Consider the following 26,414-nt stretch of genomic DNA (forward strand, 5'->3'; position numbering starts at 1 on the left):
CCGGCTCAGTCGATCCCGGAGCGTTCCACCCCCACCACGATCCACCGCTGGAAGACGAGGAAGACCAGCAGCAGCGGCAGGATCGACACCGCCGCCGCCACGAACAACTCGTGCAGCCGGATCACCTGCGAGGTGGTGAAGGACGACAGCGCGACCTGCACCGTCCAGGCGCTCTGGTCCTGCCCGATGACCAGGGGCCAGAGGAACGAGTTCCAGGCGCCGAGGAACACGATCGTGCCGACGGCGGCGAACACCGGTCGCGCGTTCGGCACCACGACCAGCCAGTACGTGCGCCAGTACCCGAGCCCGTCGACCTGCGCCGCGTCCTCCAACTCCCTCGGAAAGCCCAGAAAATACTGGCGGAACACGAAACACGCGAACGCCGAGAACAGCGTCGGCACGATCAGACCGCGCAGCGTGGAGATCCAGCCCAGCGACGACACCAGCACGAAGCTGGGGACGAAGGTGACGGCGGCCGGGATCAGCAGGGTGCCGAGGACGCCGTAGAAGACCTTGTTCGCGTGCCGGTAGGGGATGCGGGCGAGACCGTAGCCCGCGAGGGAGGCGAGCAGGAGGGTGCCGAGGGTGGTGGCGACGGCGATCAGCGCGGAGTTGAGCAGGGAGCGGGCGAAGGGGACGGAGGTGTCCGCGAACAGCTCGTGGACGTTGTCCCAGCGCAGCTCGTGTGGGAAGAACGTCCACTCGGGCGAGGTGATGTCCCGCTCGGTGGACAGACCGTTGCGCAGCAGCAGGTAGAAGGGGATCAGGAAGAGCAGCGCGAGCGCGATCAGCACGGTCAGTCTGAGGGCACGTCCGGCCCGTACGAGCGCGTCATCCATCGGCGTCGGTCCTCCCGAGCTTCAGCCAGCGCGCCTGGCCCACGGTGACGACCGCGATGATCAGCGCGAGGATCACGGCACCGGCGCTGCCCAGCCCCAGGTTCTGCCCCTCGCCGAGGGCCGTGTAGTAGAGGTAGACGAGCGGCGGGCGGGCGTAGGGCGGGTAACCCCGGGCGCCGGAGAGCAGGTTGTAGAACTCGTCGAATGCCTGGAAGGCGTTGACGACGAGCAGCAGCACCACCGCGACCGAGGTGGCGCGCAGTTGGGGCAGGGTGATGTGGCGCAGCACCGTCCAGCCGGGGCGGGCGCCGTCCACGGCGGCGGCTTCGTACAGCACCGGGTCGATGCGCTGCAGCCCGGCGAGGAACAGGATCATGTAGAAACCCGCCTGGAGCCAGAGCCGTACGGTCACGATGACCAGCCAGTACCAGGGCGGGTCGGTGGTGGACAGCCACGCCACGGAGTCGGCTCCGAACCAGCCGAGGACCGTGTTCGCCAGCCCGAACCGCACCCCGCTGAAGATCGACATCTTCCAGATCAGGGACGCGACGACATAGCTGCATGCCGCCGGGAGGAAGAACACCGACCGGAAGAACGCGCGCGCCAGGCGGACCCGGTTGACCATCAGGGCGAGCCCGAGGGACACGACGTAGGTGGCGGGCACGATGAACGCCGTGAAGACGAGGAAGGTCTTCAGACTGTCCCGGAACGCGTCGTCCTTCAGCATCGCGGTGTAGTTGTCCAGCCCGACGAAGTGCGTGGGCGTGACGGTGTTGTGCGCGTCGAAGAAGCTCAAGCCCACGCTCCACAGCAGCGGAACGTAGGTGAACAGGGCGAGCCCGAGCGCGAAGGGTCCGACGAAGACCCAGAACCAACGCGTGTTCGCGTGCCTCACGACTTCTTCTTCACCCGGTCGAGCTCGGCGGCCACTTTCCTTACGACGGACCGGAGTTCACTCTCCGGATGCGCCCCGTCCTTGATGATCCTGCTCAACCCGTCCTGGTAGGCGACCTGGTTGGCCGGGGTCCACAACAGGGGCTGGGCATGGCCGTGTTCGGTGGCGAAGCGGACGGCGTCGGCGGCAGAACCGGTTCGTAGTTTCGCCGCCTTCTTGGCGAGGGAGATCCGGGCGGGGATGTGGAAGCCGTAGGAGAGGGCGAAGTCCTCCTGATAGTCGGTGCGTTCGACCCAGAGCCACTTCACGTACTCCTTGGCCGCATCCCGGTGCCTGCCGCGCGCGCTGACAGCGGAGCCGTACGCACCGACGGGCACGGCGGGCGCCCCATGGGAACCGTCCTTCGGGAAGGGCAACACCCCGAAGTCGTCCCCGAGTTCCTTCTGGACCTGCGGCAGCGCCCACAGCCCGGACCACTGCATCGCCGTCAGCCCCTGGAGGAACGCCGCCGGGTCCGACCAGTCGGCGGGCGCGCCGAGCAGGAGCGACTTGTCGGCGTACAACTGGTGGAGCTTGCCGAGAGTCCGGGCGGCGGCGGGATCATCGAACCCGACCTTCCCGTCCTCGGTGACGAGCTGAAGTCCCGCCGCGTTGAGGGGAGTTCCACCGAGAACACCCGCTCCGCCGTCGTTGCCGAGGAACAGTCCCTTGACCTTGCTGGTGGTGAGCCGCTTGGCGGCGTCCACGAGGGCGTCCAAGGTGGCGGGCGGCTCGACCCCGGCGTCCTTCAGCAGGCTCTTGCGGTAGTAGAGCATCTGCATGTCGATGACCTGCGGGATGCCCCAGACCTTCCCGTCGTACGTCTTCGGCGTGAGCACGGCGGGGTTGAAGTCGTCCTTCACGCCGTCCAACAACTCGGTGAGGTCGACGACTTGACCCCCCTGGATCTGGTCGAGCGACGGACTCCCCTCGAAGACATCGGGCCCGGAGTCGGTGAGCAGCGCGGCAGCGGTCTGCCGGTCGTAGTCCCCGGGCCGCCACTGCACACTGACATCAGCCTTGTCATAGGCGGCGGCGTACCGCTTGACGGCCTGCTCGACACCGGCTTCACCGTACTGGTGATACCACTGCGCGAGCCGCGGGCTGCCGCTCTTTCCGCCCCCACGCCCGGTGTTACTCCCACAGGCAGCAAGGAACCCCACCCCCGCGCCCGCACCCAACAACGCCCTACGACTGACCGCCATCCGCGCACCCCCTGTCCTCTTCCGTCATCGATGCCCGCCCAGCGATCAACGATGCGGGACGAATGCGAAGGGGGTGTTGCGACGGCGTGTCACACCTCGGGCCACACCTCCACGCGCCCCCCGTACGGCACGACCTCGCGGCGACACGGCTCGTTGATCACGTCGTACGAAAGGGGGAGCTGATGGTCGGCTCGTCGCACGAGGCGCTGCACCGGATCTTCCAGAAGGACCCGGCGCTGCTGACCCGGGCACTGCAGCAGGTCCTGCACGTACCGTTCCCCGAGCCCCGCGAGATCGCCGCGCTGAACGTGGACCTCACCGAGATCGAACCGGTCGAACGACGCGTGGACACGCTGCTGCGAGCGGAGACGGACGACGGCACGTATCTGCTCGTGGTGGAGTCCCAAGGCAAGATCGACGAACGCAAACGGGGCAGTTGGCCGTACTACCTGTCGTACCTGTACGAGAAGTACCGCTGCGAACCGGTCCTGATCGTCATCACCCAGAACACCGCGACCGCCCGCTGGGCCGCCCGCCCCATCCACCTCGGCTTCCCCGGCTGGGACTCCCTGACCGTCCGCCCCCTCGTCCTCGGCCCGGACAACGTCCCGGTGATCACAGACGAGCGCCAGGCCGAACGCGATGTCCCCCTTGCGGTGCTTTCCGCCATGACACACGGGCGCGGCCCCAAAGCCGCCCCCATACTGGAATCACTCGCCACCGCCCTGAAGACCATCGACCCCGACAGCGCCGCGGTCTTCGTTCAGTTCGTCGACTCATGCCTGGCCGATCCCCAGGCGAAGCAGATGTGGAGGGACCTGATGACCGCGATCCAGTACTTCTGGCGCCATCCACTGGCGGAGCAGGTACGCGAGGAGGGGCGGGAGCAGGGGTTGGAGGAGGGGCGTATCGCAGCTCAGCGGGACATGATCCTCCGCGCCCTCGAATGCCGAGCCGTCCCCGTTCCCGATGACGTCCGCGACCGGGTGAACGCCTGCGGAAACTTGGACCAGTTGGACACCTGGTTCCAGCGAGCCGTCCAGGCAACGAAGGCGGCGGATCTGTTCGTCGAGGAGTGACCTGTGGCGATCCCGTACTTCTGGCGCCCAACGACCACCACCACATGGGACACGGTCCAAGCCGATTCACCCTGGGGATCCCCCAGCGGCTCGGCCGCAAGCCAGCCGAACAGAGAGCCCCGGAGAACCCAAGCTTCCCAAACTCAGGGCTCGTCCACGCGACCGTTCAGATCGAAAAGGAGCCACTCCAGCCAGTCCGCCGTGACTCCCAGAGACAGGGCCCCAGCCATGCATGGCGCTGACGTAAGCGGCGTATCGAGCGGCCCAGCGACGAGTACCGGCCGCCTTCCAACTGGTCCACCCGAGAGCGTTGAGCGAACGCAAGACTCGGTCGTCGAGGATCAAAGCCCGGTTGCATGTGGCGTCGCGGTCGTCAACGGCCGCGAACCACTTGGTGAAGAAGGAGCGCCCCACACCCTTGAGGTCGAACAGCCTGTAGGCCTCGCCCATATCGCCGTTTCGGACTGCTTCGCGCGTGGCCCGGAGGACCATGAGCATGCGCGCGTCAGACAGAGCCGCTTCGGTGTACCGCGGCCCGCGTCCGTTTGTGGTTCCCGAGCCCCAGATCATCGCGGCCACGAACAGGTCACGCAGGCTGTCGAGATCACCGCCAACGCGGTCACGGAGAAGAGCCAGGTCGCCCCGGCTGATGAGACGGTCGCCACTTCGCCCGTCGACACATCCAGCACCGATATCGAGTACGTGCGCTACTCCGTGCGGCTCCAATCGTGGCCGCCACGTGCCTGGACGAAAGCGCACGGGCTTCTGTTCGCATTCGCCGTAGCGGACAACAAGTTTTTCGAGTTTCTCCACCATGCTCCCCCTGACCATGACGGCGGCGTGCCACGCACGCCAGTGTATGGGGGGACATGCCGAAAGGCATGCCTATCTGCGACCGTCCGCCCAGATCAGCACTCGACAGGCGATCTATCCAGAACCACGGACCAAAAGAAGCGCTGTCACTGGTCTTTCCTATAGTTCACCCTTTGGTCGAGAGACTGCAGGGGAGGGCACATGGCGGGGGTACCGAGCAGTCGGCGGACCGGGCGAGCGGCAGTCAACTGTCTCCGAGCACTACTGGAGCGACATGATCACATCGTTCAAGAGGTCGACGGACAGAACGACTTCGGCGAGGATCTGTACATCACCTTCACCGATGGCGGACAAACCACCGGTGCCGTAGTCAAGGTGCAGGTGAAGGGCGGAAAGTCCTGGCGTCGCTCGTACGGCTACGGCGTCCCTGTCGCGCAGCACGCCGAGACGTGGGCCAATGGAAATGTACCGGTTATGTGCGTGGTGTACGACCCGGACGACGAAGAGTTGTACTGGGCAAACGCGACAGCTCAGTTGCTGCGGGCACGTAGAAACCGCGTGGCACTGAAGACCATCCGGGTTCCCTCTGAGGCACTGCTGAACGATGCCTCTCTGCCCGAATTCGTCTCCCAGGTGCGTCGTTATGTGGGCCGCTATCGCGGCAACCAAGCCTTGCGGACAGAGCTGGGCGAGATGGCCGGCGTGGAGTTCGGGACGGCGGATCTCGTCTTGCACTTCATCAATGTCCACGGCGAAGACCTGATCTTCTGGCAGCGAAGGGGTGAGGACTTCGCCACCTTGCTTCACAGTGACCTGGACTGGGACCCCCAACGCATCACACCAGACATGCTGTGCTTCTTCGGGGGACTCACTGCCAGATACAAGCTCGACGACCTGCCTGAATGGATGCGGGCCTTCGCCAACATTCCCACGGTGGGAGACGTCATCCTCGATGCCGACGAGGCCATCTGGCTGGCAGCCTGCTTCAGCGCAAGCCGATGGGCCCGAGACCCCGAGTACAACTGACCGCGTGGCTGCTTCCTGGGAACCGGTACACCACGTCCTGGTGCTCCAGCCATAGACCGTGATCTGTTCGCAGGACACCAGGTCATGGTCGGGCTGATTCCCGTCTCGACTGGTCCGGTCTGATGCGCTTGCCGTATCAGATGGACCGGTCCGGGAAGGGGCGGCCGACGGTGTCCGGGTAAAAGCGACCCTGGTCACAGAGCGCGTCGATTTCGGCGTTGTCCTCTTCGCTCAGTTGCTCGTCCAGCGCGACGCTGATGACGTGCCTGGCGCGGGCCAGTCGTCGGGCGACGTCCCAGTCGTCGATGAATGTTCCGACGGTGTGCTGGTCGACGGTTCCGGACGCCTGGCGGGACCCGAGTCGGTCGAGGGATACCACGAACTCGTTGAGGTCCCGCAACACTGCGACAGTGTCGTCGAGGGGGATTCGGATTTCCCGGGAGGACATGTCCATAGGCGAAATCTACTTCAGGGTTCGAAGCTCCAGCCTGGACGGCGTTGCCGGTCGGAGCTGGTCCGGGAACGGGTGCGACCGCCGCAGGTCACGCGAAGAGGCGGCACCCCCGCACAGGGTGCCGCCCCTTCTTTGTGGCGCCGGAGCCCGTCGTCGATCGGTGGTGAGGGTCGGGGACCGACGACGGGTCCGGGGTTTGGAGGGGCGGCGGGACCGCCCCGGAGGGGTCAGCGGTGGTCGCTGCCCCGGGACTCCGTTGCCGCGCGGCCGGCCTCCAGGCGGGCGACCGGGATGCGGAACGGGGAGCAGGAGACGTAGTCGAGGCCGACCTCGTGGAAGAAGTGGACGGACTCCGGGTCGCCGCCGTGCTCACCGCAGACGCCGAGCTTCAGGTCGGGGCGGGTCGCACGGCCCGCCGTAGCCGCCGACTTGACCAGGGAGCCGACCCCGTCCTTGTCGATCGTCTCGAACGGAGACACCCCGAAGATGCCCTTCTCCAGGTACGCCGTGAAGAAGGATGCCTCCACGTCGTCGCGGCTGAAGCCCCACACCGTCTGGGTGAGGTCGTTCGTGCCGAAGGAGAAGAACTCGGCGGCCTCGGCGATCTGACCGGCGGTCAGCGCGGCGCGCGGGAGTTCGATCATCGTGCCGATCGCCAGCTTCAGGCGCGTGCCCGTCGCCGCCTCGACCTCCGCGATGACCTGGTCCGCCTCGTCGCGGACGATCTCCAGCTCCTGGACCGTACCGACCAGCGGGATCATGATCTCGGCGCGCGGGTCGCCCTTGGCGGTCTTGCGCTCGGCCGCCGCCTCCGCGATGGCGCGGACCTGCATGGTGAACAGGCCGGGGATGACCAGGCCGAGGCGTACGCCGCGCAGACCCAGCATCGGGTTCTGCTCGTGGAGGCGGTGGACCGCCTGGAGGAGGCGGAGTTCGTTCTCGTGCGGCTCCTGCCGGGACTCGGCGAGGGCGACGCGGACCGACAGTTCGGTGATGTCGGGGAGGAACTCGTGCAGCGGCGGGTCCAGGAGACGTACCGTCACCGGCAGGCCGTCCATCGCCTCGAACAGCTCCACGAAGTCCTGCTTCTGGAGCGGGAGCAACTGCTTCAGCGACTCCTCGCGCTCCGTCTCCGTGTCGGCCAGGATCAGCCGCTCGACCAGCTCACGCCGGTCCCCAAGGAACATGTGCTCGGTGCGGCACAGCCCGATGCCCTGGGCGCCGAAGCGACGGGCGCGCAGCGCGTCCTCGGCGTTGTCGGCGTTGGCGCGCACCCGCAGCCGCCGCTTGCGGTCCGCGAACGCCATCATCCGGTGCACGGCCTCGACCAGCTCGTCGGCGTCGTCGGCGCCCGGGTGCATCCGGCCCTCGAAGTACTCCACGACGGGCGAGGGCACGACCGGCACCTCACCGAGGTACACCTTGCCGGAGGAGCCGTCGATGGAGATGACGTCGCCCTCCTCCACCACATGCCCGCCCGGCACGGTCATCCGGCGCCGCTTGGTGTCGACCTCCAGCTCTTCCGCGCCGCAGACACAGGTCTTGCCCATGCCGCGCGCGACCACCGCCGCGTGGGAGGTCTTGCCGCCGCGCGAGGTGAGGATGCCCTCGGCGGCGATCATGCCGTCCAGGTCGTCGGGGTTGGTCTCCCGGCGGACCAGGATGACCTTCTCGCCCGAGCGGGACCACTTCACCGCGGTGTACGAGTCGAAGACCGCCTTGCCGACCGCCGCGCCCGGCGAGGCGGCGATGCCCCGTCCGACCTGCTCGGCCTTGGCGTCCTCGTCGAAGCGGGGGAACATGAGCTGCGCCAACTGGGCGCCGTTGACCCGCTGCAGCGCCTCGGTCTCGTCGATCAGCCCCTGGTCGACGAGCTGGGTGGCGATACGGAACGCCGCGCCCGCCGTGCGCTTGCCGACGCGGGTCTGGAGCATCCACAGCTTGCCGCGCTCGATGGTGAACTCGATGTCGCAGAGATCCAGGTAGTGGTTCTCCAGCGTCTCCATGATCTGCATGAGCTGGTCGTACGACGCCTTGTCGATGTTCTCCAGCTCCGCCAGCGAGACGGTGTTGCGGATGCCCGCGACCACGTCCTCGCCCTGGGCGTTCTGGAGGTAGTCGCCGTAGACGCCCTGCTGGCCGGAGGCGGGGTCGCGGGTGAAGGCGACGCCGGTGCCGGAGTCCGGACCGAGGTTGCCGAAGACCATGGAGCACACGTTGACGGCGGTGCCGAGGTCGCCCGGGATGCGCTCCTGGCGGCGGTAGAGCTTGGCCCGGTCGCCGTTCCAGGACTCGAAGACCGCCTTGATCGCGAGGTCCATCTGCTCGCGCGGGTCCTGCGGGAAGTCGCGGCCCGCCTCAGCCTTGACGATCTTCTTGAAGGCGGTGACCAGCTTCTTCAGGTCGGCCGCGTCCAGCTCGGTGTCGACCTGGACGCCCTTGGCCTCCTTGGCCTGCTCCAGTGCCTCCTCGAAGAGGTCGCCGTCGACGCCGAGGACGGTCTTGCCGAACATCTGGATGAGGCGGCGGTACGAGTCCCAGGCGAAGCGCTCGTCGCCGGCCTGCTTGGACAGCCCCTTCACGGACTTGTCCGACAGACCGATGTTCAGGACGGTGTCCATCATGCCGGGCATGGAGAACTTGGCGCCGGAACGGACGGAGACCAGCAGCGGGTCGTCGGCCTGGCCGAGCTTCTTGCCCATGCGCTGCTCCAGCGCGTCGAGGTGCGCACTCACCTCGTCACGCAGTGCCGCGGGCTCCTCCCCGCTGTCGAGGTAGACCTTGCACGCCTCGGTGGTGATGGTGAAGCCGGGAGGGACCGGCAGTCCGAGGTTGGTCATCTCGGCGAGGTTGGCGCCCTTGCCACCGAGCAGGTCCTTGAGGTCCTTGTTGCCCTCGGTGAAGTCGTAGACGAACTTCGCTACGTGAGGCTCTTTGTTTTCCGGCACGGGTCTCGACTCCTTGAGGCCGCGGTGGCTGCCCTGACGGCCAGGAACATACCCAGATCGAAGGCACCTGGGTACGTCCAGTAGTGCGTCATAAGCCTGTAACCAGCCGTCTGCCACAGGATCTAAAGCAAAGGCAGGGCAACGGGACGGCCACACATGTTTTCAACTCTTGAACGCATACCTCTCTTCAGGATGGCCACTCCGCTCACATGAGCAGGGTTCGGCGCGTTTGATTTCGATCATTGAACGGCCAAAGGGTGGCACCGAGTGCCACCCCTTGGAGAAGTGCAACCGCCGCCAATCCGCTCATCTGAGCACTCCCCTTATCAAGGGTGGCGAGAATCACGCTGCCACAGCCCCCGGATTTTCACCATGCGGACGGCGACGCGGGCCGGAAACACGTCCGACACGGGGGCGCTCCGCGCGGGGCGTGGGCGGGACGGCGGTCGGTGCACCGTCGGGCGGACCCGAATCCCTTCACGGAAACCCGGATGGTTCACGGCGCCTGCGCGACGGCGCTGGAGATGCGGCTGGGCAGCGCGGGACGGGGGCTCGACACCGTTGTTCCGTCCGCCGACGCGTTCTCGGTCGCTGGCCCTCCCTGGGCCAGGAAGCGCCACCCGCCCCCGCCCATCGGCGGCCGTCGGCAGGTCTACCTGGTCAGCGCGCCCCCGACACCGCCCGCCAACCTCCCCCCGCTCTGCGCGGAGCGCGACCTCACACTCCCAACGCCAGCAACCGCTCCTCCACCCGCTCCGGTGCGTACAGATGCTCCACCACCAGCGCCCCCGCGCCGATCACCCCCGCCCGCTCCCCCAGTCGCGCGGTGATGACGTCGAGGTGGGCCGTGGAGCGAGGCAGTGCGCGCTGGTAGAGCAGCTCCCGTACGCCGGTCACGAACGGCGTGCCCGCGAGGTCGCCCGCGATCATGAGGACGCCGGGGTTGAGGAGGGTGACGACGGTGGCGAGGACGTCTCCGACCTGGCGCCCCGCCTCGCGGGCGAGCGCCGCCGCCTGGGGGTCGCCCGCCGCGAGGAGTTCACGTACGTCGGAGCCGGACTCGGCCGGTACGCCCGCCTCCGCGAGGCGCCGGGCGACGGCGCCCCCGCTGGCGACGGCGGCGAGGCAGCCGTAGGAGCCGCACCGGCACAGCGCGTCGGTGCCGACGCGGATGTGCCCGATGTCGCCCGCGCCGCCGTCGACGCCCCGGTACAGCGCACCGTCCACGACGACCCCGGCGCCGATGCCCGTGGACACCTTGACCAGCACGAACGCCGCGCAGTCGGGGTAACCCACGCGCTGCTCGCCGTAAGCCATGAGGTTGGCGTCGTTGTCCACGAGGACCGGGACGGCGGGGGCGCCGGTGTGTTCGGTGAAGGCGCGGGAGAGGCGACCCCTTATGTCGTAGCCGTCCCAGCCGGTCATCATCGGGGGCTGGATCACGCGGCCGGTCTCGCTGTCCACGGGTCCTGGCACGCCGAGTCCGATCCCGCAGACCTCCTCGGGGCGGTGGCCCGCCTCGGGGAGCAACCGGGCGAACCAGCGCCCGAGTTCGGCGAGGACCGCCTCGGGTCCGTCCTCCACGATCAGGGTGCCGGAGTGCTCGGCGAGGATCTCGCCGGTCAGGGTGAGGACGGCGGCGCGGGCGTGCCGGGTGTCCAGGTCGGCGGCGAGGACGACCGCGTGGGAGCCGTCGAACTCCAGGGTGACGGCGGGGCGTCCGCCGAGCGGGGAGTCCACCGGTCCGCCCGCGCCCTCGCGCAGCCAGCCCGCGCGAAAGAGCCGGTCCAGGCGGTGACCGACGGTCGCGCGGGACAGTCCCGTCATCTGCTGGAGGGCGCCGCGGGTGACCGCGCGCCCGCTGCGCACCAGTTCGAGCAGGTCTCCGGCGCTCGCCTGGGACCCTCCCCTGGCCGTCTTTCCCGTCCTGCCGACCCGTCCGGTCATGCACACCCCCTTGTGTTCCTCAAGCTTGCATTACATATTGAGTTTTGCGTGTTAAATAGACGTAACCCTGCGGTAGACACAACCAAACCTGGCCGGCCGGACGTCTTCGGGGAGCCCCGAGTGGATCGCACTGCCCAGCTCACTGCCCGTGTCACGGAGCGCGAGATCGCATACGATCCGCCGCCCACGGCGTCGTTGCACGTCAGGGCAGCCCGCGTATTGCAGACGAACTGGACGGGCGCCTCGACGGTCCCCTCGCGGAGCCTGTATCCGCACCAGTGGTCCTGGGATTCGGCGTTCATCGCGATCGGGCTGCGCCATCTCTCGCCGCTGCGGGCCCAGACCGAGCTGGAGACGCTGCTCGCGGCGCAGTGGGCGGACGGGCGCGTGCCGCACATCGTCTTCCACCCCTCCGTGCCGCTCGACGCGTACTTCCCGAGCCCCGACTTCTGGCGCTCCTCGACCGCCGGACGCGCCGCGGGCGCCCCGCGCACCGTACAGACGTCCGGCATCGTGCAGCCACCCGTGCACGCGCTCGCCGCGTGGCTGGTGCACCGGGCGGACCCGGGTCTGTCGCGGGCGCGCGGCTTCCTCGCCCGGGTCTATCCCCGGCTCGCCGCCTGGCACCGCTATCTGCTGCACCGGCGCGATCTCGGCGGGGGCGGGCTGGTGTCGGTGGTGCACCCCTGGGAGCAGGGCATGGACAACAGCCCTTGCTGGGACGCCCCGTTGGCCCGCGTCTCCCCCGCCCCGGCCCGCTCCTTCCGCCGCGCGGACCTCGCCCACGGCTCCCCCGAGGACCGGCCGACGGATCTGGACTACGGGCGGTACGTGCGCCTCGCGACCGACTACCGGGACGGTGAATACGCCGACGGCGGCGGGGAGTTCGCCGTGGAGGACCCGGCGTTCAACGCGCTGCTCATCGCCTCCGAGCACGCACTCGCCGAGATCGCCCGCGAGTTGGGCGCCCCGGGCACCGCGCGCCACGCCCGCGCCGAGCGGCTGACGGCGGCCCTGGTGGAGCGGTTGTGGGACGCGTCGTACGGGATGTTCCTCTGCCGTGACCTGCGCGGCGGTGGACCGGTGCGCGAGCGGGGCGTGACGGGGCTTGTCCCGCTGCTGCTGCCGGGGCTGCCCCGCGAGGTGGCCGCCGCGCTCGTACGCACCCTGCGCGGTCCGCACTTCGGGCTCGGCAGCACCACCCAACTCGTGCCCAGCTACGACCTGTTGGGCGAGGCGTTCGACCCGCACCGCTACTGGCGCGGACCGGCGTGGTTCAACACCGCCTGGCTGATCGAGCGCGGGCTGCGGGCGTACGGCGAGGGGCAGTTGGCGGACGGACTGCGCACCGCCTTTCTGCGCACGGCGGATTCCTCGGGCTTCGCGGAGTACGTCGACCCGTACACCGGCGCCGCCTGCGGTGCGCCCGCGTTCGGCTGGACGGCGGCTCTCACCCTCGACCTGCTGCACGGGGCGCCGGACACCAACGCCAGCACGGAAAAGGACAGTTCGCACGACACGCTCCTGAGCCACAGCGGCGGCAGGACGGACGAGGGAGGGGACCGATGACGGAGCGGCATCATCTGTTCGTGCGCGGGGCGACGTTCGCCGCCGTGGGGGACGGGGGCGACATCGGCGGGGTGCGCGGCGGCGGCTCCCCGGACGGGGTGTTCGTGCGCGACGCCCGGCATCTCAGCCGCTGGCAGCTCACCGTGGACGGCGCGGTGCCGGAGGTGCTGACGCCGGTCGCGGACGGGGACACGGCGCGCTGTGTGCTGGTGCCGCGCGGGGGGCGTCAGGAGCCGCCGCCGTACACCCTGTGGCGTGAACAGGCTGTCGGGGACCGGGCGTTCGTGGAGTCGCTGAAGGTCACCAGCAATCTCGCGGTGACCGCCACGGTGCGGCTCGCGCTCACCGTGGACGCCGACTTCGCCGACCAGTTCGAGCTGCGCTCCGACCACCGTACGTATGCCAAGGCCGGCGCCGTACGCACCCGCCAAGTCCTCGACGACGGGATCGAGTTCGGGTACCGGCGCGGTGAGTGGCGGTCCTGTACGTCCGTGACTGCCGATCCGGCGCCGGAGGCGGTGGAGGAGACCGGTACGGGGGCGCGGCGGCTGGTGTGGACGCTCGAACTGCCGCCGTACGGCAGCGCGGAGCTGTTGCTGCGAGTGATGGCCCGGCCGCACGGGGACCGGCGTGCGGTGCGGGTGCCCCGTTCGCCCGCCGCCGTGCGGGAACAACTCCGCGATCTTCAGGCGCGGTTCGTGGAGGGGGTAGCCTTCCCGACCGGCTGGCCCGAGCTGGCGGCGGCGTGTGCGCGGGGTCTGGACGACCTGGCGTCGCTCCAGGTTCCGGCGACGGGTCCGGACGGTGAGGAACTGCGCGTACCGGCGGGCGGGGCGCCCTGGTTCCTCGCGCTGCTCGGCCGGGACGCCCTGCTGACCGCGCTGTTCGCGCTGCCGTACCGCCCCCAACTCGCCGCCGCCACGCTGCCCGCGCTCGCCGCCACCCAAGCCGGCGGCACTGGCACCGGGCGCTCCCCGCTCGCCCAGCCCGGCAAGATCGTGCACGAGGTGCGCCACGGCGAGCTGGCCCACTTCGGGCAGGTGCCGTACGGGCGGTACTACGGCTCGGTCGACGCCACCCCGCTCTTCCTCGTCCTGCTCGGCGCGTACGTGGAGCGCACGGGGGACGCGGCGCTCGCCCGGCGCCTGGAGCCGCACGCCCGCGCGGCGATCGGCTGGATGCTGGACCACGGCGGGCTGACCTCGCGCGGCTATCTGGTCTACCGCGCCGACGAGGGCGGACTCGCCAACCAGAACTGGAAGGACTCCCCCGGCGCGATCTGCTGCGCCGACGGCACCCGGCCGACCGGCGCGGTGATGGCGGCGGGCGCGCAGGGGTACGCCTACGACGCGCTGCGCCGCACGGCGTGGGTGGCGCGGACGGTGTGGGACGACGGGACGTACGCCGCGCTCCTTGAGCAGGCGGCGGCCGATCTGCGCGACCGTTTCCAGCGGGACTTCTGGATGCGGGAACGGTCCTTCCCCGCGCTCGCGCTGGACGGCGAGGGGCACCGGATAGACGCGCTGGCCTCCGACGCGGGGCATCTGCTGTGGTCGGGGCTGCTGGACAAGGAGTACGGGGAGCTGGTGGGCCGCCGCCTGCTTGAGCCGGACTTCTTCTCCGGCTGGGGCGTCCGCACGCTCGCCTCAGGGCAGGCCGCCTACCACCCGCTCTCCTACCACCGGGGCTCGGTCTGGCCGCACGACAACGCGCTCATCGCCCTCGGTCTCGCGCGCTACGGCCTCCACGACGAGGCGCGCGCGGTCGCGCACGGGCTGGTGGACGCGGCTACGGCGGGCGGTCACCGGCTGCCCGAGGTCCTGGCGGGGTACGACCGCGAGACGCATCCGGAGCCGGTACCGTACCCGCACGCTTGCGTACGGGAATCCCGTTCGGCCGCTGCCCCGCTCGCCCTCCTCACGGCGGTCGGGGGCGCGTGACATCAGCCTTGACCGGGCGTTTGCCCGGTATTTGCCGAGCGCCCTGAACGTGGGTCGGCGGCGGACCGTACGGAAGGACGGCGGGCCAGGCGGACCGGACCGGAACCGGTCCCGCCCAGCCTCCCCAGCGCGGCCCGCCCCCTCTCTCCCCGCCCCAGCCCGCGCACGGAAGGACCCCCGGGTTGCCTCAGCAGAAGAACACGAGCCAGTCACCGATCCCGGCGGGGGGAACCGACACCGTTGTGACGGGGGCCGCCCCTCCCGGGGGTACGAACGCCTCGTCGGCGGACATGGAACGGGGTTCGGCTCCGGCAAGGACGACCATCTCCCCTGCGGGGGACCCTGACGGAGGACCCGCCCCGGCGGGGCGCGCGACGGCCACGTCCGTGGAGGACGCGGACTCCGCCCCGGCGGGGGGAACGGACGGCGTGCCTGCTCCCGCGAGGACGGCCACCTCCGCAAGCGGCGCGAACGCCGACGCCTCTGCGGGGGGCACGGACGGAGGGTCCGCCCCGGCGCAGTCCCCCTCGGCCGGGAGCGGCGGCGCGACGGCTGCTGCTACGGGGAACCCGGACGCCGCCCGGGACGGCGCCGCCGAGGCGACCCCGGACAAGGGCACGAACCGGCAGGCGCGCCAGAAGACGCGCAGCGCCTCCCCCTCCCAGGGCGACACCAAGTCCGCACCGACCACCCCGGCGAAGTCCGCCCCGGTCCAGAGCGCGTCCACTACCCCGGTGCGGGGGGCTGAGACAGATTCCGCCCAGGACAAGGCAGTTGAGGCGACCCCGGGCAAGGGGGCGAACGGGAAGCCGCGCCGGAAGGCGAGCGCGCCCTCCCCTGCCGGGGACAGCCCGAAGGCCGAAGCCACCGCCCCCGCGGAGGGCGCCGACGCGGACTCCACCCGGAGCGGCACCGCCGAAGCGACCCCTGCCGAGGCAGCCCCCGCGCCTCGCGCCAACGGACAGTCCCGCCGAACGGCGAGCGACCGCTCCCCCGTCGGGGACGACACAGTGGCCGACCCCACGCAGGACACGGACTCCGCCGAGGGCGTGAAGGGCACCGCTGCCGCAGACGCCCCCGCGAAGCACCCCGACGCGACCTCCGCCGCGAACGGCTCCGAAGACGCGCCCGCGGACAGCGGCACGGAAACCACCGCCGTCGAGGACCACACGGTGGAGTCCGACTCCGACACCGACAAGGCGCCCGGCGACACCGACTCCCCCAAGCCTCCTTCCTGGGCAGCCCGTTGGCGAGCCAACAACCCCGGCCCCGCCCGAACCCTCTCCCTCGCCGTCACCGTCATCGCCGCGATCCTCGTCGTCATGGCGCTCGTGATGCCCAGCAGCATCGTGGGGATCGGTCCGTCGAAGTTCCTCCGGCTTCCGGGGGAGGCGATCGTCGGCGCGGCGGTGATGCTCGCGCTGCCCCGGCGCCCGAGGGTGATTCTCGCTGCCGTCTCCGGTGTCGTGCTCGCCGCGCTGACGGTGCTGAACTGGCTGGACATGGGGTTCCACCAGTACCTGGGCCGGAACTTCAACATGGTCCTCGACTGGACGCTGCTCGGGGACGCGCAGTCGTATCTGGAGGACTCGCTCGGCCGGACGGCGACGCTCGCGGCGACGGCAGGGCTGATCGTCGCCGTGCTGGCGATGTTCGTCGTGCTGGCCCTCTCCGTCGTGCGGCTGAGCAACATCGTCGCCCGGCACCAGAGCACCGCCACCCGCGCCACGTTGATCGCCGGGGTCGCCTGGATCACCTGCTCCTCCCTGGGGCTGGAGATCGCCGGTGTGCCGCTCGCGTCGGACACGACCGCCGTGGTGATGCGGAGCCAGACCGAGCGGGTGAGTGAAACCCTCAAGGACGAGGCGGAGTTCGGGAAGGTCGCGAAGGTGGACGCCTTCGGCAACACGCCCCCCGCGCAGCTCGTGCCCGACCTCCGCGGCAAGGACATGCTCTTCACGTTCATCGAGAGCTACGGCCGCAGCGCGATCGAGGACCCGATCATGGCGCCCGGCGTGGACAAGACCCTGGACGAGCGCACCAAGGCGCTGGCGAAGGCCGGTTACCACGCCAAGAGCGGCTGGCTGACCTCCGCGACGTACGGCGGCAGCAGTTGGCTCGGCCACTCCACCACCCTGTCCGGGCTGTGGATCAGCAACCAGCAGCGCTACCGCACGGTGATGGCCAGCGACCACCTCAGCCTCACCAAGGTGTTCAAGAAGACCGGTGACTGGGACACCGTCGGCGTGATGCCGGGCGTGCAGAAGGCGTGGCCGGAGCAGAGCTACTACGGTCTCGACAAGGTCTACAACGCCTTCGAACTCGGCTACAAGGGACCGAAGTTCAGTTGGTCCACGATGCCCGACCAGTACGCCCTGGAGCAGTTCCAACAGCGCGTCCACGGCAAGAAGCGCACCGACGGCAAGGCCCTGATGTCCGAGGTCATCCTGACCTCCAGCCACCAGCCGTGGGCGCCGATCCCGAAGATGGTCGGCTGGGACCAGCTCGGCAACGGCTCAATTTTCAAGGGCATCGAGGCGGCGGGCAACAAGTCGGCGGACGTCATCGCGGACACCACCAAGTCCCGTGAGGAGTACGGCAAGTCGATCCAGTACTCGGTGACCGCGCTCACCCAGTGGCTGACCCGGTACGGCAGCAAGGACACCGTGCTGGTCTTCCTCGGCGACCACCAGCCCATCGCCCGCGTCAGCGGCAACCACGCCAGCCGTGACGTGCCGATCTCCATCGTCGCCAAGGACCCGAAGGTCCTCGACAAGGTGGCGGACTGGGGCTGGTCCGACGGTCTGCGCCCCGCGCACGACGCCCCGGTGTGGAAGATGAGCGCCTTCCGCGACCGCTTCCTGACGGCGTACGGCTCCACCCCGCACCCGAAGAAGGGCTGAACGGGCAGCAGAGCAAGCACAGTTCGGGCCGGCCCCTCGGGGGGCCGGCCCGAACTGTCGTTCCTCAGTCGCGGAACTCCGTGGGCTTGGTTCCGGGCGGCGCGGTGCCCGGTTCGAGCCGGACCACGATCCCCTTGGACGTGGGCTGCCTGCTGATGTCGGCGAGGCTGTTCAGCGGGACCAGCGGCTGCACCTCCGGGTAGTACGCCGCCGCGCACCCCTTGGTGGTGGGGTACGGGATGACCTCGTAGCCGTCGACCCGCCGCTCCACGTCGTCGTCCCAGACGCCGATGATGTTGACGAACTCGCCCCTGGAGAGACCGAGTTCGGCCATGTCGTCCGGGTTGACCATGATGATGTTCCGGCGTCCGTGGATGCCGCGGTAGCGGTCGTTGTCGGTGTACGGGATGGTGTTCCACTGGTCGTGGGAGCGCATGCTCTGGAGGACCAGATGGCCGGGCGGCGCGGTGGACATGTCCCAGTCGTTGCGGGTGAACATCGCCTTGCCGGTGGCGGTGGCGTAGACGCCCTCGTTGACCGGGTTCGGCAGCTTGATGCCGCCGGGGCGGGCGACGCGCCGGTTGAAGTCGTAGAAGCCCGGGATGATCTGGGCCACCCGGTCGCGGATGTTGCCGTAGTCCGACTCGAAGTCCCGCCAGGGAATGGTGGACTTGCCGTCGAAGGTGCGGTCGGCGAGGCGGCACAGGATGGCGACCTCGCTGAGCAGCAGCCGGGAGGCGGGGCGGAGTTTGCCGAAGGAGGTGTGCACCTCGCTGGAGGTGTTCTCCACGGTGACGAACTGCACGCCGCTCGCCTGGATGTCGATCTCGGTGCGGCCCAGGCAGGGCAGGATCAGCGCGGTCTCGCCGGTGACCGTGTGCGCCTTGCTGAGCTTGGTGGAGATCTGCGCGGTGAGGCGGCACGTGCGCATCGCCTCGTCGGTGACGTGGGTGTCGGGGGCGGCGCGGACGAAGTTGCCCGCGAGCGACAGGAACACCTTGATCTTGCCCTCGCCCATGGCCTGGATCGCCTTGACGGAGTCCATGCCGTGGTGGCGGGGCGGGTCGAAGCCGAACTCGGCCTTGAGGGCGTCCAGGAACTCGTCGGGCATCTGCTCCCAGACGCCCATGGTGCGGTCGCCCTGGACGTTGCTGTGCCCGCGCACCGGGCTCGCGCCGCAGCCGACCCGGCCCAGATTGCCGCGCAGCATCAGGAAGTTGACGATCTCCCGGACGGTCGGCACCCCGTGCCGCTGCTGGGTGACGCCCATGGCCCAGCACACGATGACGCGCTTGGCGCGCAGCACGTAGTCCCGGACCTCCTCGATCTGTTCCTTCGTGAGCTGGGTGGCGGTGAGGATGTCGTCCCACGAGACGGTGCGGGCGTGGCGGCTGAACTCCTCGAAGCCGGAGGTGTGGTCGGTGATGAAGTCGTGGTCGAGCACGGTGCCCGGTGCCGCGTCCTCGGCTTCGAGGAGCAGCCGGTTGATGCCCTGGAACAGGGCGAGGTCGCCGCCGCTGCGGATGTGCAGGAACAGGTCGGAGATCTTGACGCCGTCCCCGATGACGCCCCGGATCTGCTGCGGGTTCTTGAACCGCATCAGACCCGCCTCGGGCAGCGTGTTCACCGAGATGATCTTGCCGCCGTTGTCCTTGGTCTTCTCCAGCGCGGACAACTGGCGCGGGTGGTTGGTCGCCGGGTTCTGCCCGACCAGGAAGACCAGGTCTGACTGGTAGAAGTCCTCGAGGGCGACCGTGCCCTTGCCGGTGCCCAGCGTCTCGTGCAGCCCGAAGCCGCTGGTCTCGTGGCACAGGTTGCTGCAGTCGGGCAGGTTGTTGGTGCCAAGGGCGCGGGCGAAGAGCTGGAGCAGGAACGCCGACTCGTTGCTGGCCCGTCCCGAGGTGTAGAAGACCGCCTCGTCGGGGTGGTCGAGCGCCTTCAGCTCGTCGGCGATCAGGCCCAGCGCGTCGTGCCAACTGATCGGTTCGTAGTAGTCGGAGCCGGGCCGCTTGACCATGGGTTCGGTGAGACGGCCCTGCTGGTTCAGCCACAGGTCCGACTGCTCGTTCAGCCAGGACACCGGGTGCGCGCGGAAGAAGTCACGGGTGATCCGGCGCGCGGTGGCCTCGTCGTTGATGTGCTTGGCGCCGTTCTCGCAGTACTCGTTCATGTGCCGGTGACCCGGCGCGGGGTCGGACCAGGCGCAGCCGGGGCAGTCGATGCCGCCGACCTGGTTCATCGTCAGCAGGGTGGTGGCGGTGGTGCGCAGCGTCGTCTCGTCGAGGGAGTACTCCAGGGCGTGCGTCACCGCCGGGACGCCCGCCGCCCACTTCTTGGGGGAGGTGACGACCAACGGCTCGTCGGGCTCGTGCTTCGGCGCCTTCTTCATGGGAACTGCCTCTCGCTCTGTCCGGCGTAAGGTCCGCGCCCCCCTCTGACCTGCGCGTTCGCCCGTAACGGGTACGTGGTCCGGGCTTCAGCCCACGGGCCACTTGGGCACCCGGCTGCGGGGCGGGTTCGGCTCCGACGGGGTCACCCGGCCGTGGTGGACGGAGCCGCGCCAGGCGCCGTTCGCGGCGCCGAGCCCCTCGATGACTTCCTTGAAGTTGTCGAGCGCCTCGCGGACCGCCTGGCTCACGCGCTTGACCGAGCCGGGCAGCCGGTCCAGCAGACCGTGCGGCTCGATGTGCAGATGGACCTCGATCACCGCCCGGTCAGGACCTGCCGCGCGGAAGTACACCTCGCCCCAGTGCCTGGGGTGCCGTTCCGCGTCGCGCCAGGCGATCAGCGAGTCCGGCCGCTGCTCGACGATCTCGGCCATGAACTCCCTGGTGAGCGGCCCGACCCGGACCTTCCAGCGGGTCATCGCGGGCCCGACCTGATCCACCCGCAGCACGGGTCGCATCATCCGGGGAAAGCTCTTGAACTGCGTCCACTGGTCGTACGCCGTACGCACCGGCACCCTGACCTCGACGGACTGCTCGATGGTGCTCATGATCCACCCGCTTCCAGGCACGGTTGCCTCAAGTCTTGCGGGGGCACCGAGGGGTCGCCACAGCGGAATCACCGTCCCCGGAAGGGCATTTGCGAGCTTTTCCGGCGGAGTTCACGGCATCGGAACGTCGGTGCCGCGACGTGCCACGGCTGGGGGTCCGCAGATGCGAGGCGGGAAGGATTTTCCGGCGCGGGGTCCGCGACGGGCCACCAGGGTTCTGGACCGGCTACCGGGGTCCTGGACCGACCACCGCCCGGTGAAGCAGGAGCGGGCCGGGTCCGGCCACGGCGAAGGGCCGAGCCCCCGAGCGGCCCGGCCCTTCTCGCGACACCCCGCGGCACTCAACCGCCGGACGTGTCCAGCTCCGCGTCCTCGCCGACGCCCGCGCAGTCGTACGGGTCCTTCAGCCAGCCGTCCGGCAGGACCACGCGGTTGTTGCCGGAGGTACGCCCGCGCGGGCCGTCGGCGCCGGTGGGCCAGGGCTGGTCGAGGTCCAGCTCGTCGAGCCCGGCGCGCAGCGCCTCAAGGGACGAGGTGATCGCGAGCCGCTTGCGCATCTCGGAGCCGACCGCGAAGCCCTTGAGGTACCAGGCGACGTGCTTGCGGAAGTCGACCACGCCCTTCGCCTCGTCACCCAGCCACTCCCCGAGCAGGGTGGCGTGCCGGACCATGACGTCGGCCACCTCCTTCAGGCTCGGGCGCGCCAGTTCGTCCGTACGCCCCTCGAAGGCGGCGACCAGGTCCGCGAACAGCCACGGGCGCCCCAGACAGCCGCGCCCGACGACCACGCCGTCGCACCCGGTCTCGCGGACCATGCGCAGCGCGTCCTCGGCGGACCAGATGTCGCCGTTGCCGAGCACCGGGATCTCCGGCACGTGCTCCTTGAGCCGGGCGATGGCGTCCCAGTCGGCGGTGCCGCCGTAGTGCTGGGCGGTGGTACGGCCGTGCAGCGCGATCGCGGTGACGCCCTCCTCGACGGCGATGCGGCCGGCGTCGAGGTAGGTGATGTGGTCGTCGTCGATGCCCTTGCGCATCTTCATGGTGACCGGCAGGTCGCCCGCGCCGGAGACCGCCTCGCGCAGGATGGCGCGCAGCAGGTTCCGCTTGTACGGCAGCGCGGAGCCGCCGCCCTTGCGGGTGACCTTGGGGACCGGGCAGCCGAAGTTCAGGTCGATGTGGTCGGCGAGACCCTCCTCCGCGATCATGCGGACGGCCTTGCCGACGGTGGCCGGGTCGACGCCGTACAACTGGATCGAGCGCGGCTTCTCGGTCTCGTCGAACCGGATGAGCTGCATGGTCTTCTCGTTGCGCTCGACCAGCGCCCGGGTGGTGATCATCTCGCTGACGAACAGCCCCTTGCCCCCGCTGAACTCCCGGCACAGGGTGCGGAAGGGCGCGTTGGTGATCCCCGCCATGGGTGCGAGCACGACGGGCGGCGCCACGGCGTGCGGGCCGATGGAGAGGGGCTGGTTCATCAGGGGCTCCGGGTCGGATGTCGGTGGGGCGGCGGTGGCCGGTGGGGCGGGGACCCCCGGTGCCGGTGAGCTGGAGGCCAACGGTGCCGGTGGGCGGGGGCCGCGGTGCCGGTGGGGCGAGGGCCGCCGTCCATTGTCCCTCATGTCCCCCGGGCGCCCGCCCTTTCACCGATTTCCGTGCATTGGTAATTAGTTAGCCGCACTATTGAAGTGGGCGTACGATGGAGCCCATGCCCGAGCTCAGCCACCGGCGGCGGCTGCTCGTGCTCGCGATCTGCTGCATGAGCCTGCTGATCGTGAGCCTCGACAACACCGCCCTGAATGTCGCGCTCCCCTCGATGCAGCGCGACCTCCACGCGACCACCTCCGGCCTCCAGTGGACGATCGACGCCTACACCCTGGTGCTCGCCTCCCTGCTGATGCTCGCGGGCTCGACCGCCGACCGGATCGGCCGCAAGCGCGTCTTCATGACCGGTCTGACGATCTTCACCGTCGGGTCCCTGCTGTGCTCGCTGGCGCCGAACCTGGAACTGCTCGTCGTCTTCCGCATGATCCAGGCGGTCGGCGGCTCGATGCTCAACCCGGTCGCGATGTCGATCATCACCAACACCTTCACCGACCCGCGCGAGCGGGCGCGGGCGATCGGCGCGTGGGGCGCGGTGGTCGGCATCTCCATGGCGGCGGGTCCGCTGGTCGGCGGGCTGCTGGTGGAGTCGGTCGGCTGGCGCTCGATCTTCTGGGTCAACCTGCCGGTGGGCGCGGCGGCCCTGCTCCTGACGCTCCGCTTCGTCCCGGAGTCCCGCGCGCCGAAGCCGCGCCGCCCGGACCCGGTCGGGCAGCTCCTGGTGATCGCCCTGTTCGGCTCCCTGACGTACGCGATCATCGAGGCGCCGGACGCGGGCGCGGCGACGGTACTGCCCTTCGGCGCGGTCGCGCTGGCCGCGCTGCTTGCCCTGCTGATCTACGAACCCCGTCGCGCGGAACCCCTGATCGAGCTGCGCTTCTTCCGCTCGGCGCCCTTCAGCGGGGCGACGGTGATAGCGGTGAGCGGTTTCGCGGCGCTGGGCGGCTTCCTGTTCCTGTCGACGCTCTACCTCCAGAACGTCCGCGGTCTGGACGCGCTCCACGCGGGTCTCTGGATGCTCCCGATGGCCGCCCCGACCCTCCTCTGCGCGCCCCTCTCCGGGCGCCTGGTGGGCAGCCGGGGTCCCCGCATACCCCTGCTTCTGGCGGGCGCCGCGATGACCCTGAGCGGCATCCTCTTCGCCGCCTTCGAGGCGGAGACCTCCAACCTCACCCTCCTCGCCGGTTACGTCCTCTTCGGCATCGGTTTCGGCTTCGTCAACGCCCCGATCACCAACACGGCGGTCTCGGGAATGCCCCGCGCCCAGGCGGGCGTGGCGGCGGCGGTCGCCTCCACGAGCCGCCAGCTAGGTCAGACCCTGGGCGTGGCGGTAATCGGCGCGGTCCTCGCCTCCGGCATCGGCGACTCCCCCTACCGCGACGCCTTCGTCTCCGCCGCCCGCCCCGGCTGGTGGATCCTGACGGCTTGCGGCGCGACGGTCCTGGTCCTCGGCTACGTCACCAGCGGCCGCTGGGCCCGGACCACGGCCACCCGCACGGCGGAGCGGCTGGAGGCACCGGAGGTACGGGAAGCGGTGGGGGCGGGGCGCGTCTGAGCCGCGTACCGGCTCACTCGATGCCGGGTCCGCCCCGCCGCCGACGGCTCCCGCCCCTTCACCCCGCCGCGCACGCCAGCTCGTACAGCCGCTCCAGCCGTACCCGCGTCTCCTCGTTCTTCGGGGTGTAGATCACCATCCGGGGTCCCGGGTCGGGGCTGAGCCACAGGTCGGTGTGTTCCAGCGTCAGGTGACCGACGTACGGGTTGAGGAATTCCTTCGTCTTGGAGCGGTTGCCGACGACCTCGTACCGCTCCCAGTGCTCGCGGAACTCGGGGAGTGCCTGGAGGCGCTTCAGCAGGACTTTCCAGGCGGGTTCGCCGAGGTGGCCGGCGAGGGAGGCGCGGAGGCGGGCGGCCATGAGGCGGAGGGTGTCGTCGAGGTGGACGATCGAGGAGCGCCATTCGGGGTGGGTGTAGGCGAGGAGGACGCAGTTGCGGTCCTCCGGCGGGACGGCGTCCAGGTCGCAGAGCAGCCGGGCGTAGGCGCGGTTGTACGCCAGGATGTCGTACCGGCTGTTCTGCACGGCGGCGGGGTACGGCTCCATCTGGCGCAGCGCGTCCCGCAGGGCCGGGGTGAGGCTCGGGCAGGTCGCGGCGGGCGTGGGGTCGGTGGCCCCGGCCAACTGGAAGAGATGGGCCCGCTCGCTGGGGTCGAGCAGCAGGGTGCGGGCGAGGGCGTCGAGCACCTGGACGGAGACCTGGATGTTGCGTGCCTGCTCCAGCCAGGTGTACCAGGTCACGCCCACCGCGGAGAGGTGCGCGACCTCCTCCCGGCGCAGTCCCGGCGTACGGCGCCGCGCGCCCCGGGGCAGCCCCACCTGCTCGGGCGGGATGCGCTCGCGGCGGCTGCGCAGGAACGTGGCCAGCTCATGGCGCCGGATCTCCGCGCTCCTGGTCACGGGAGCGGTGGTCTCCGGGGCGGTTTCCTGGGCCATGGTCGACATGGTTCCAGAATGCGCCCGCCCCCACCCCGTTTCCAGGTACTTCTGCCACCAGGATGAGCGGGAATCAGTACCAGGTTGACGAGTCTGCCCGGCCGGACGGAGAGGATTGGCGGGTAGTTCCGGTACCAGGATGAGGACACTCTGGTACCCGTCTGCGCCACGCCGCAGGCTCGTGAACATGACCGAGACCCTCCACCGCGCGCCCACCGTACGCGCCCCGGCGGCGGCACCCACCCTCACCGGGCCGGGGCTGCTCACCGTCCTGCTGGCCGCGGCGCTCCCGCTGGTCGACTTCTTCATCGTCAACGTCGCCCTGCCCGCCATCGGCTCCGACCTCCACGCGAGCGAGGCGGTACTGGAACTGGTCGTGGCCGGGTACGGCGTCACCTACGCCGTCCTGCTCGTCCTCGGCGGGCGGCTCGGCGACCTCTTCGGCAGGCGGCGGCTGTTCCTCGCCGGGATGGCCGCCTTCGGGCTCACCTCGCTGGCGTGCGGGCTCGCGCCGGGCGCGTGGAGCCTGGTCGCGGCGCGGGCAGCGCAGGGCGCGGCGGCGGCGATGATGCTTCCGCAGGTGCTCGCCACCATCCAGGCCACGACGACCGGCGGCCGCCGCGCCCGCGCGATGAGCCTGTACGGCGCGACGGCGGGGCTCTCCATGGTGATCGGGCAGATCCTGGGCGGCGTCCTGGTCGCCGCCGACATCGCGGGCACCGGCTGGCGGTCGATCTTCCTCGTCAACGTGCCCGTGGTCGTCCTCGGTCTGGTACTCGCCGTCCGCCGCGTCCCCGACACCCGCTCCCGGCACCCGGAACCGGTAGACGTGCCCGGCACCGTCCTGCTCGCCGTCGCCCTCCTCGCGCTGCTCGCCCCGCTGACCGAGGGCCGTGCGACCGGCTGGCCGCTGTGGACATGGCTGTCGCTGGCCGCCTTCCCGGTCGCCGCCTGGGCGTTCTACGCCGTCGAGCGCCGCGCGGACCGGCGTGGACACACCCCGCTGCTCCCGCCGAGCCTGTTCGCGGCGCCGTCGCTGCGGCGCGGGCTGCTGATCATCGTGCCGTTCTCGCTGGGGTTCAGCGGGTTCATGTTCGTGATCGCGCTGAGCCTTCAGCAGGGGGCGGGGCTCGGTCCGGTGAAGGCGGGGCTCGCGCTCGCGCCGATGGCGGTGTCGTTCCTGCTCGTCTCGCTGGCGGGACCGCGGCTGATCGCCCGCTTCGGCACGCGGGTGGTGGCCACCGGGTCCGTGCTCCAGGGCATCGGCATCCTGCTCATCGCGCTGGCGGTGTGGCAGGACTGGCCGCACCTGAGTCTCGGCACGCTGCTGCCGGGCGCGGCGGTCGCGGGCGCCGGTCAGGCACTCCAGTTGCCCAACCTGCTGCGCATCGTCCTGTCGGAGGTACCGTCCGCCCGCGCCGGAGTGGGCAGCGGTGTCCTCACCACCACCCAGCAGGCGTCCCTCGCCCTCGGTGTGGCCACCCTGGGCGCGCTGTTCCTCAGCCTGATCCCTCACCTGGGGATGCGGGACGCGCTCCTCGCGGCGCTCGTCACCCAGTTGGGAGCGATTCTCGTCACGGGACTGCTGAGCCTGCGACTGCCTCGGGAGGTGGGGTGAGGGGGCGGGGTGCGTGAGGGCGCGTGAGGCGGAGCGCGGGGGCGGGGTGTGCA

At 70.1% G+C, this 26,414-nt stretch carries 18 protein-coding genes; 7 read left to right on the top strand and 11 right to left on the bottom strand.

Translation table 11 applies throughout. The features are described from left to right. Positions 1-5 precede the first annotated feature (5 nt). From IF655_RS09700 to IF655_RS09710, 3 genes are read right to left on the bottom strand one after another with little or no spacing between them, the layout of a single operon-like run. Positions 6-839 (bottom strand): carbohydrate ABC transporter permease, encoded by an 834-nt coding sequence (locus tag IF655_RS09700; protein WP_199583700.1) that lies wholly within the window; start codon positions 837-839, stop codon positions 6-8. Continuing rightward, on the bottom strand, positions 832-1,734 hold the full coding sequence (locus tag IF655_RS09705) for a carbohydrate ABC transporter permease (protein WP_199583701.1): 903 nt from the start codon (positions 1,732-1,734) through the stop codon (positions 832-834). The genes IF655_RS09700 and IF655_RS09705 overlap by 8 nt, the downstream gene beginning before the upstream one ends. Further along, the gene (locus IF655_RS09710; RefSeq protein WP_199583702.1) at positions 1,731-2,978 is read right to left on the bottom strand and encodes an ABC transporter substrate-binding protein; all 1,248 of its coding nucleotides are present in this window, start codon (positions 2,976-2,978) and stop codon (positions 1,731-1,733) included. Before IF655_RS09710 ends, IF655_RS09705 begins: the two co-directional genes overlap by 4 nt. Before the next feature lie 182 nt (positions 2,979-3,160). On the opposite strand from IF655_RS09710, the gene IF655_RS09715 reads away from it, so the two are divergent. Then, positions 3,161-4,057, top strand: a complete 897-nt coding sequence (locus IF655_RS09715; RefSeq protein ID WP_199583703.1) for a hypothetical protein — start codon at positions 3,161-3,163, stop codon at positions 4,055-4,057. Between the two features lie 66 nt (positions 4,058-4,123). Here IF655_RS09715 and IF655_RS31765 read toward each other — a convergent pair whose 3' ends face one another. Next, on the bottom strand, positions 4,124-4,888 hold the full coding sequence (locus IF655_RS31765; protein WP_374100218.1) for a hypothetical protein: 765 nt from the start codon (positions 4,886-4,888) through the stop codon (positions 4,124-4,126). A 183-nt stretch (positions 4,889-5,071) separates the two neighbouring features. On the opposite strand from IF655_RS31765, the gene IF655_RS09720 reads away from it, so the two are divergent. After that, a complete protein-coding gene (locus tag IF655_RS09720) occupies positions 5,072-5,896 on the top strand; it encodes a DUF4365 domain-containing protein (RefSeq protein ID WP_199583704.1) in 825 nt (274 codons plus the stop codon). Positions 5,897-6,032: 136 nt separating this feature from the next. On the opposite strand, the gene IF655_RS09725 is transcribed toward IF655_RS09720, so the two are convergent. The 3 genes from IF655_RS09725 to IF655_RS09735 form a co-directional block, all read right to left on the bottom strand. Then, entirely contained in the window at positions 6,033-6,350 is a 318-nt protein-coding gene (locus tag IF655_RS09725) for a hypothetical protein (RefSeq protein ID WP_199583705.1), read from the bottom strand. Between the two features lie 227 nt (positions 6,351-6,577). After that, entirely contained in the window at positions 6,578-9,298 is a 2,721-nt protein-coding gene (gene ppdK / locus IF655_RS09730) for a pyruvate, phosphate dikinase (protein ID WP_199583706.1), read from the bottom strand. Between the two features lie 717 nt (positions 9,299-10,015). Continuing rightward, positions 10,016-11,245 (bottom strand): ROK family protein, encoded by a 1,230-nt coding sequence (locus IF655_RS09735; protein ID WP_199583707.1) that lies wholly within the window; start codon positions 11,243-11,245, stop codon positions 10,016-10,018. Positions 11,246-11,365: 120 nt separating this feature from the next. Here IF655_RS09735 and IF655_RS09740 point away from each other — a divergent pair, with 120 nt between their 5' ends. The 3 genes from IF655_RS09740 to IF655_RS09750 all read left to right on the top strand — a co-directional run bounded on the left by IF655_RS09740 (position 11,366) and on the right by IF655_RS09750 (position 17,657). Next, a complete protein-coding gene (locus IF655_RS09740) occupies positions 11,366-12,814 on the top strand; it encodes a trehalase family glycosidase (RefSeq protein ID WP_307814893.1) in 1,449 nt (482 codons plus the stop codon). Then, positions 12,811-14,754, top strand: a complete 1,944-nt coding sequence (locus IF655_RS09745; protein ID WP_199583708.1) for a glycogen debranching N-terminal domain-containing protein — start codon at positions 12,811-12,813, stop codon at positions 14,752-14,754. Before IF655_RS09740 ends, IF655_RS09745 begins: the two co-directional genes overlap by 4 nt. Before the next feature lie 1,172 nt (positions 14,755-15,926). Then, positions 15,927-17,657: a CDP-alcohol phosphatidyltransferase gene (locus IF655_RS09750; protein WP_374100226.1), complete on the top strand. Its 1,731-nt coding sequence runs from the start codon at positions 15,927-15,929 to the stop codon at positions 17,655-17,657. A 64-nt stretch (positions 17,658-17,721) separates the two neighbouring features. Here IF655_RS09750 and IF655_RS09755 read toward each other — a convergent pair whose 3' ends face one another. From IF655_RS09755 to dusB, 3 genes are all read right to left on the bottom strand, one after another. Continuing rightward, positions 17,722-20,046, bottom strand: coding sequence for an FdhF/YdeP family oxidoreductase (locus IF655_RS09755; protein WP_199583709.1), 2,325 nt, complete (start codon positions 20,044-20,046; stop codon positions 17,722-17,724). Between the two features lie 87 nt (positions 20,047-20,133). After that, the gene (locus IF655_RS09760; protein ID WP_199583710.1) at positions 20,134-20,652 is read right to left on the bottom strand and encodes an SRPBCC family protein; all 519 of its coding nucleotides are present in this window, start codon (positions 20,650-20,652) and stop codon (positions 20,134-20,136) included. A 341-nt stretch (positions 20,653-20,993) separates the two neighbouring features. Next, positions 20,994-22,127, bottom strand: a complete 1,134-nt coding sequence (dusB, locus tag IF655_RS09765; protein ID WP_199583711.1) for a tRNA dihydrouridine synthase DusB — start codon at positions 22,125-22,127, stop codon at positions 20,994-20,996. 230 nt (positions 22,128-22,357) lie between these two features. On the opposite strand from dusB, the gene IF655_RS09770 reads away from it, so the two are divergent. Beyond that, the gene (locus IF655_RS09770) at positions 22,358-23,806 is read left to right on the top strand and encodes an MFS transporter (RefSeq protein WP_199583712.1); all 1,449 of its coding nucleotides are present in this window, start codon (positions 22,358-22,360) and stop codon (positions 23,804-23,806) included. Positions 23,807-23,864: 58 nt separating this feature from the next. Here the strand turns inward: IF655_RS09770 and IF655_RS09775 are convergent, their stop codons facing one another. Beyond that, positions 23,865-24,752, bottom strand: coding sequence for a helix-turn-helix transcriptional regulator (locus IF655_RS09775; RefSeq protein ID WP_199583713.1), 888 nt, complete (start codon positions 24,750-24,752; stop codon positions 23,865-23,867). A gap of 178 nt (positions 24,753-24,930) precedes the next feature. Between IF655_RS09775 and IF655_RS09780 the strand changes: the two genes are divergently transcribed. Next, positions 24,931-26,361 (top strand): MFS transporter, encoded by a 1,431-nt coding sequence (locus tag IF655_RS09780; protein WP_199583714.1) that lies wholly within the window; start codon positions 24,931-24,933, stop codon positions 26,359-26,361. The last annotated feature ends 53 nt before the right edge of the window (positions 26,362-26,414 follow it).

This window comes from Streptomyces sp. DSM 110735 (assembly GCF_016482685.1).
Classification (GTDB): domain Bacteria; phylum Actinomycetota; class Actinomycetes; order Streptomycetales; family Streptomycetaceae; genus Streptomyces.